The organism is Propionispira raffinosivorans DSM 20765 (assembly GCF_000381065.1).
Taxonomy (GTDB): Bacteria; Bacillota; Negativicutes; order Selenomonadales; family Selenomonadaceae; genus Propionispira; species Propionispira raffinosivorans.
Genome location: NZ_KB905873.1, coordinates 20,060 through 27,520, shown reverse-complemented (window position 1 = coordinate 27,520; position 7,461 = coordinate 20,060). Strand labels below are relative to the sequence as shown.

Genomic DNA, 7,461 nt, shown 5'->3' with positions numbered 1-7,461 from the left:
CGCCAGATTGTTTTCTTGAGCCAACCGAATGATTTTGTTTACGGTTTTCTTTGAGGCACCGCAGCTATATGCGATGTTCTGTTGGCTGAATCCTAATACGTGCAGGCGTAGGATTTCGCGATAGTGAGTCATAGAAATAACCTCCATAAAAATGAATTTACACCGAATGGTGTATAACTCCATTATAGGTCGAATTGGTTTCCATGACCGGAATCGCGGTTTCCAATTTTCCGGTAGGCCGGTTTCCTAAAGCCGGGCTGATGGTGTAGTTTGGACCATATTATTCAACTACAAGGTAACACAACTAAAAACCACTATGGTGCATCTCGTAGATTAATCCTCAAATAGTGCAGTTTTATTTCTACATTCTCACCTTGAATTTGACTTTGTAGCTCAGAAAGCAATTTAATCTATAGAAAATCTTGCCATAGATTAAATTGCTTTTTTTATTGATCATCATAAACATTTTCGAAGTCCAGCATAAGCGTCAAAAAACCAATCCACAACATCCTAAACAGTGTAGCACAACATCCTGTAAAAATGGGGTTGAATAGCTACTACTTTATAATACGAGCGTCAAAAATGCCGTTACCTTGACAACACGTCAGTTGGTAACGGCATTCGTTTTGCAGTAAGCTACAACTAAATTAGGTATTAATCGTTGCAGTGCCTCAACAGCATTCCTACATTCCAGTTTGGTACATTTTAAAAAATATAAGTCAAATGTGCATCTGGATTTAAGCCATTTTCTTTTGCGGTTTCTATGATGCTGAAAACAATGGCACTAGCAATGCAAATTCCGTGAGCACCGACACATTGCTTATAGCTTGAGTTGGTGCTCTTCATCCAAATTCAAAATGATTCGACAACGATTGCAAATGGTTTGAGATAGGTCCTTTTCCCGAAGCAGACCCCGTAACATTTTGACTTCATCATCCGTTAAACGAACAGGATATTTCTTTTTGCGTGCCATAGTAATGTCTTCCTGCTGAAGTTATTTCATCTTCCATGGTCATTATAGCAGATTTTTAAAATTACTATTTATCAATATGTCATTATACTAGATTGTCACATTGCAATTATTATTAGATTTTTGCTTAACTGTTCAAGCTCTTTTTACGACAAAAATTGCCTGAAAAATTAATTTTTAATATTGCCAACAGGTAGTATCTCCATGAAATAAATCTCCTGTATGCTGATAAGATTTTCCTCTACAGCCATAACAATTATTATCTTTTTTGTATATACACTTTTTACATGGTTCTTTTATTAAAGAATCAATATTTCTCACTTGATTAAATATTTCAGACTGATGAATTATTTCCTTTAATAAAGTTGTTCGTATATTTCCTCCTGAAATAGTTACTCCACCACATGGTTGAACTTCCCCGTCAGCTGTTAGGTATGCTGAATAATACATTCGCAGACAACTTTGTCCTATAACAGGAGGAATAATTGGCCAATCGTATCCCCAATGTTTTAGGTCATATTCATGTAATTTTTCAAATAATATTTTACATTCATGAGGGGTCACTGCTAAATCTTTTTCATGTGTGGTTGCATATCCTTGTATTGCTAAAATTTCTATAAAAGGTATAAAATTATTTTCTCGACAAAAATGATATATTTGTTCTATCTCATTGTAATTTTTTTTACATATAACAGTTTGTAATGCTAATTGGGGCGTGTTTTTCTTTTTAGAAGAATATCCTGCATCTACCAAAAACTTTAATGCTTGTTTAATTTTTTCTCCTGTGCCAGAAATATTCCCTGCTAATTCATCTTGTAACGTATTATTAAACGAATTCCATTTTAGTGCTATATCTTGCTTTTCATCATATAAGCGCTTCGCAGTATCTGCTGTTATACATGTCCCATTCGTTATAGTAATAGACGGAATTTTACATTCGTTTATTTTATGAACAACCTTCCAATAATCAGGATATATTAATGGTTCTCCTCCACCAATAATCACAATTCGTTTAACTCCAAGTTCAACGGCTTGATCTATTACAGAAAAAATTTCAGTTAAATTTAATTCATGTTCCTTTTTTATACCAGACTCAGCATAGCAGTAAACACATTTCAAATTACACGCCTTAGATAATTCAAGATCAATAGATAATAATTTTTTCTCATGTCTAGCTGCTTGTATTTCTTCCCATGAAAAATCTAAACTTCGTGCTTTATTTGGTAGCATTTATAAACCCCTCTTATCTAATATATTTTATTGTAAAATAATTTTACATTTATAATGATTTTCGTTATTGGTAGTAGTCCAGCAATACAGTTCTATCTCATATTACCTTATCGGTTAACACTTATATGTGGCTTTTATTTTCATCTAAACTCAGTTGATTTAATTTAAGATTGTACTCATCATTGGATATAACGTTATATTTATTATAAAGTTTGTATACTTCTTTCTTTACATAATAGTATTTTTCTACAAATTCATTCTTTTGTAAATATTTTGTCGAAAACCCTATTAATTTACTCCAATGTTTTGCTGATTGAATACTATCAACCATATTCTTGAATTTGTTAAAATATATGGTCACACCATATTTAGTAGAATTTCTATATATTTCGGAACCGACATCTGGTACTTGCATAAATTCATAACCTATAATTTCATGTCGCAAGTTATTTTTTATAAACTTTTCAGCATATATCGCAACAATATTATCCGCTATCTTTAACGTATTAGATATAGTTTTATCTGAATCCAATGGAAGTCCCAATAAAAAATATACACTTAAAGGAATATTATACGTTTTCAGTAACTCACACGTTGATAATATATCCTCGTTTTTATAAATTCGTCCAATTTGTAATCTACTTTTTTCATCACCTGAATCAGGACTAATAGTTGCTTCTAATGACATATTTTTTTCTTTTGCAAGCGAATCCCATTTTTGAATATATTCAATATCCGGAATATAAAACATTTCAAAAACAATATGTATATTTTTTATTTCACTCCGAGAAAAATATTCGAAAAACTCATTCAGATATTTCTCGCCCCCTTGACGTAAATCACCATATAAATATATTTTGTCTCTGCCTTTAATTTTATTTTTATATATTAAATCAACTAATATTTCAGCTGGAATTATAGCACATGTATCTCGTTTCATTATATGTGAATAACTTCCTTTTGCTGCTCCGCAATAAGAACAACACTCTGTACAGCCTCGAGTTATTGGAATTAAAGCTCTGTCTTGATTTATTATAGGGATATCTAATAATAAATCATACCGTGTTATATCAAATGTGCAACTAATTTGAGGAAGTTTAATCAAATTGTTATATATTTTGTTATTTTTTCGATATGTTAAATTTGAAATATTAGTCTCTTCAAAAATCGGTTTAGTGCATTCATTAACAAAAGAAATTATGGCATCATCACATTCTCCTCTCAATACAAAATCAACACACGCATATTCTTCTAAGATTTGCTCTGCAAAATATGATGCAGTTATACCTCCAATTACGACCTTAATCTTAGGATCATATGCTTTTATGACTCTTGCTGTTTCTATTCCACCAGCTGAGTGCACCCACCAATGAATATCTATTCCAACTATTTTAGGCTTATATTTTTCGATTCTAGATAAAAGTATCTGTTTAAAATCATTTTCCGATGTTAATTCTATTAATTTTTCTCCTAAATTAAATATTTTTGCAGAGTATCCATTTAATTCTAGTTGATTCGCCATATTAAACACGCCCACGGGAAGTGCTACAAATTGATGACTGTACGCTACATCTGCATCTAAAAAATTACTTTTTTTGTTAATTACTGCTGGTGGATGAATAAATAGTATATCTAGTTTATTTGCTTCCATAAGGACACTCCCTATAATGATTTTATTTCACACAAAAACTTTTCTACACTTTCAAATCCATCATTTTCTAATTTCCTCAAAAAAGCACTTCCGATGATGGCTATATCAACATTTTTACTTAAAAGAAATTCTATATCCTCTATGGTGGATATACCAAATCCAATACCTAGAGGTAAGTTTGTTATATTTTTGCATCGGTTAATAAAATCTATTGTTGATTCATCTAAAGATGTTTTACTGCCAGTGACACCTTTTCTAGCCACACAGTATAACATGCCCGTGCTTTTTTTACTTATGTAGCTTAATCGATCAAGTGATGTATATGGCGTTGCTAATAAAATTGATGCAAGACCATATTTTTCACATGCAAAAATGTATTCTTCTGATTCTTCTGGAAAAGCATCTGGAATAATACAGCCTAATATACCAACAGATTTTGCTTTATCAACAAATTTTTCTATTCCATAATGATATAACACATTGTAATACGTCATACAAATAATAGAAAAGTCAAATTCCTTTTTTACTTTTTCTATAAAATCGAAACATTCTTCTATAGATGTCCCATTTTCAATTGATTTTTGATTTGCTTTCAAAAATAATGGACCATCCGCAATTGGTTCCGAAAAAGGCATTTGTAATTCAATCAAAGTAATCCCATATGCATGAAATAATTTTAACATTTGATAATTTGTATCAAAATCGGGATACCCTAATATTTGATGCGCCATTACTGTAATTTTATTATCCTTTTTTGCTGATAGAATTTTTTTTTGTAATTTATTTGTACTGTCTTGCTTTTCTGGTAATAAACTTTTTCCATTCACTATCGTTCACTCCCTCAGCTACATTAAATATATCCTTATCTCCCCGACCTGACATGTTAATTACAAAAATATCTCTGTCAGAACTATGCTCGATCATTTGAAAAGCCCCTGCAAATGCATGTGTAGATTCTAAAGCAGGAATTAATCCTTCTTGTTTCATTACAATTTTCAAACTTTCTAAAACCTCTTGATCTGTTGCAGCCATCATCATTACACGTTTCTTTTCAAACAAGTCTGCTAAAATAGGTGATACGCCAACATAATCTAATCCTGCAGAAATACTGTATGTGTCTTTCATCTGTCCATCAGTATTTTGCAAAAAATAACTTTTATATCCTTGTGCAATCCCTACTTCACCTTGCCCATATGCTAATCTTGATGCATGTTGTTTGCTAAATTCACCTTTTCCACCAGCTTCAACGCCAATTAATTGAACTTCTTCATCTTTTAAAAAAGGATAAAATATTCCCATTGCATTCGATCCACCGCCAACACAAGCAAAAATATGTGTAGGTAGTCTACCCGTCATTTCAAACAACTGTTTTTTTACTTCGTTACCTATAATCGATTGAAAAAAAGTTACTATTTCAGGATATGGTGAAGCACCGGAGGCTGTGCCTAATAAATAGTGTGTCGTCTCAAAATTTTCAACCCAATCCCTTAGTGCCGCATTAATTGCATCTTTTAATGTCATCGCACCATATTCAACAGGAATAACTTCCGCACCTAACTGCCTCATCCAGAAGACATTAGCGTATTGTCTTTCTACATCTTCTTTTCCCATATAAATAGTTGCTTTCAACCCTAATTTAGCAGCTACTATTGCTGTAGCAATTCCGTGCTGCCCAGCTCCTGTTTCTGCTATAACTCTTGTTTTCCCCATACGTTTCGCTAACAAGGCTTGCCCCATAGCATTATTTATTTTATGTGCACCTGAATGATTTAAATCTTCTCTTTTCACATAAATTCTTGCCTTACCAAAATATTTAGTCAACCTATCTGCAAAAGTTACAGGCGTTGGGCGTCCAGAGTAATTTTGCAATGTCAAAATATACTGTTCCCAAAAATGAACATCTTTTTTTGCCTCTTGAAACGCATTTTGTAATTCATTAAATGCCGGAACTAAAATTTCCGGAATAAATTTTCCTCCATACTCTCCGTAATATCCATTTTCCCCCATATAGCACAACTCTCTTTCCTTATAAATTATCTAATACGGCCTTTGCTGTTTCTGCATCTATAATCAATACATCCATCCATTTCCCTTGTAGTGCTGCTGTAATTGCTTTAATCTTTTGTTTACCACCTGCTACGGCTATAACATTGGGAATAGATCTTAATTCTTGCGCATGTAGACCTATCATTCGTTTCTCTAGACAAAACTCTTTAATAAGATCCCCCTTTTCATTTAAAAATGAAGCACAAATATTCGCTACAGCACCTAATTCGATTAATTTGTCCAAATTATTTTTAGGTAAATTTTGAGATGTATATATTGTAGAGTCTAAAGAAACATCGCCTATACCAACCAGTGCAATATCACAAGCTGATGCAAGCGATAAAACCTTCTGAATTCCTGCCTCTTCCTTAAATAAATCAGCAACTTCAACAGAGTTCACAATAGCTGGGGCATGCAATAACCGATATTTTGATTTGAGCTTATTTGCCATATTCATTGTGTTGCTATTTGCATTATATTCATTTCCATCTGAGTCCCAGCCCCCAACAAGTGGAATAAATTCCAGGTTTTTTCTAGGAAAAAATTCAATGTTTTGTGCAATATCTGCTATAGTTTTTCCTGCCATTACACCTATAAATTGATTATCTTGTATAATTGATTCTAACAAAGCAATAGCTCCTTGAGATAAACTATTTGATAACGACACAGATTCTTGCTGATTGATTACAATAGCCTCACGAATCCCAAATTTTTGAACTAATATTTTTTCTAATGTTTGTTCATTTTTATATGGATTGTGAATAATGATTTCTACTAGTTTTTCATTTTTTGCCGCTGCTAGCATTCTGCTAATGTGAGGCCTCGACACGCCGAATCGCTTTGCAATTTCTTGTTGTGTCATGCCATCTTCATAATACATTTGGCATAATTTTATTAATAAACGATTGTTTTCTGATGAATTCTCCATATAGCCCTCCACACATTTGTACACTTCATGAACATATGTACATGATACTCTTTTATTTACATTTCAGCAATATATATTTCAAATAATCTACATATCAAATAACAGCCATTGATTTATACTTAGGCGATGAATATAAATCAATGGCTGTTTCTTCAACGGTATATTTTCTGAACGAAAGTGCTTCATAATGTGTGTAAAGCTACATTTGTCATAAAAGCAGCCCTCACTTTTCACATCAATAAAGCCAGTAATATCAACTATCTGCTGACATTACTGGCTTTTATTAAGAAAACATATCTTCATCCCAACTAATGATAGTGCCAAGTGATGTTCACAAAAGTCATCAATCTCCGAGATATGGTCACCACCTTATTAAATCAAGCATGCTTTTTAACAATCGAGTAGGATCTAAATAATTATTTAATTTAGCGTCTTCTCAAACCACGTACGTACCGTTCAGTATACAGCAGTTCAATAGAAATATCTTCCACTGACTGATATGAATCCAATCTTCTTTAGGTATTTGTTCGATTTTTCGTAAATAAATAAATCAATTTATTAATTTACGAAGTAAATATGCAGTCCTACAAGTGCATGTTTACCTTTCACTTCCAATATATCCTATTTGGGTACAGG

At 32.4% G+C, this 7,461-nt stretch carries 5 protein-coding genes; all 5 read right to left on the bottom strand.

Annotated features, from left to right (window positions below; all coding sequences use genetic code 11):
- Positions 1-1,147: 1,147 nt before the first annotated feature.
- The gene (locus F606_RS0118620) at positions 1,148-2,200 is read right to left on the bottom strand and encodes a radical SAM protein (RefSeq protein WP_019555402.1); all 1,053 of its coding nucleotides are present in this window, start codon (positions 2,198-2,200) and stop codon (positions 1,148-1,150) included.
- Positions 2,201-2,321: 121 nt separating this feature from the next.
- Positions 2,322-3,851, bottom strand: coding sequence for a B12-binding domain-containing radical SAM protein (locus F606_RS0118615; protein WP_019555401.1), 1,530 nt, complete (start codon positions 3,849-3,851; stop codon positions 2,322-2,324).
- Between the two features lie 11 nt (positions 3,852-3,862).
- Positions 3,863-4,678 (bottom strand): tryptophan synthase subunit alpha, encoded by an 816-nt coding sequence (gene trpA, locus F606_RS0118610; protein WP_019555400.1) that lies wholly within the window; start codon positions 4,676-4,678, stop codon positions 3,863-3,865.
- Positions 4,632-5,858 carry a tryptophan synthase subunit beta gene (gene trpB, locus F606_RS0118605; protein ID WP_019555399.1) on the bottom strand — a complete coding sequence of 409 codons (1,227 nt, stop codon included), beginning with the start codon at positions 5,856-5,858 and terminating at the stop codon, positions 4,632-4,634. The genes trpA and trpB overlap by 47 nt, the downstream gene beginning before the upstream one ends.
- 19 nt (positions 5,859-5,877) lie before the next feature.
- Positions 5,878-6,825: a sugar-binding transcriptional regulator gene (locus tag F606_RS0118600; RefSeq protein ID WP_019555398.1), complete on the bottom strand. Its 948-nt coding sequence runs from the start codon at positions 6,823-6,825 to the stop codon at positions 5,878-5,880.
- Positions 6,826-7,461: the final 636 nt, after the last annotated feature.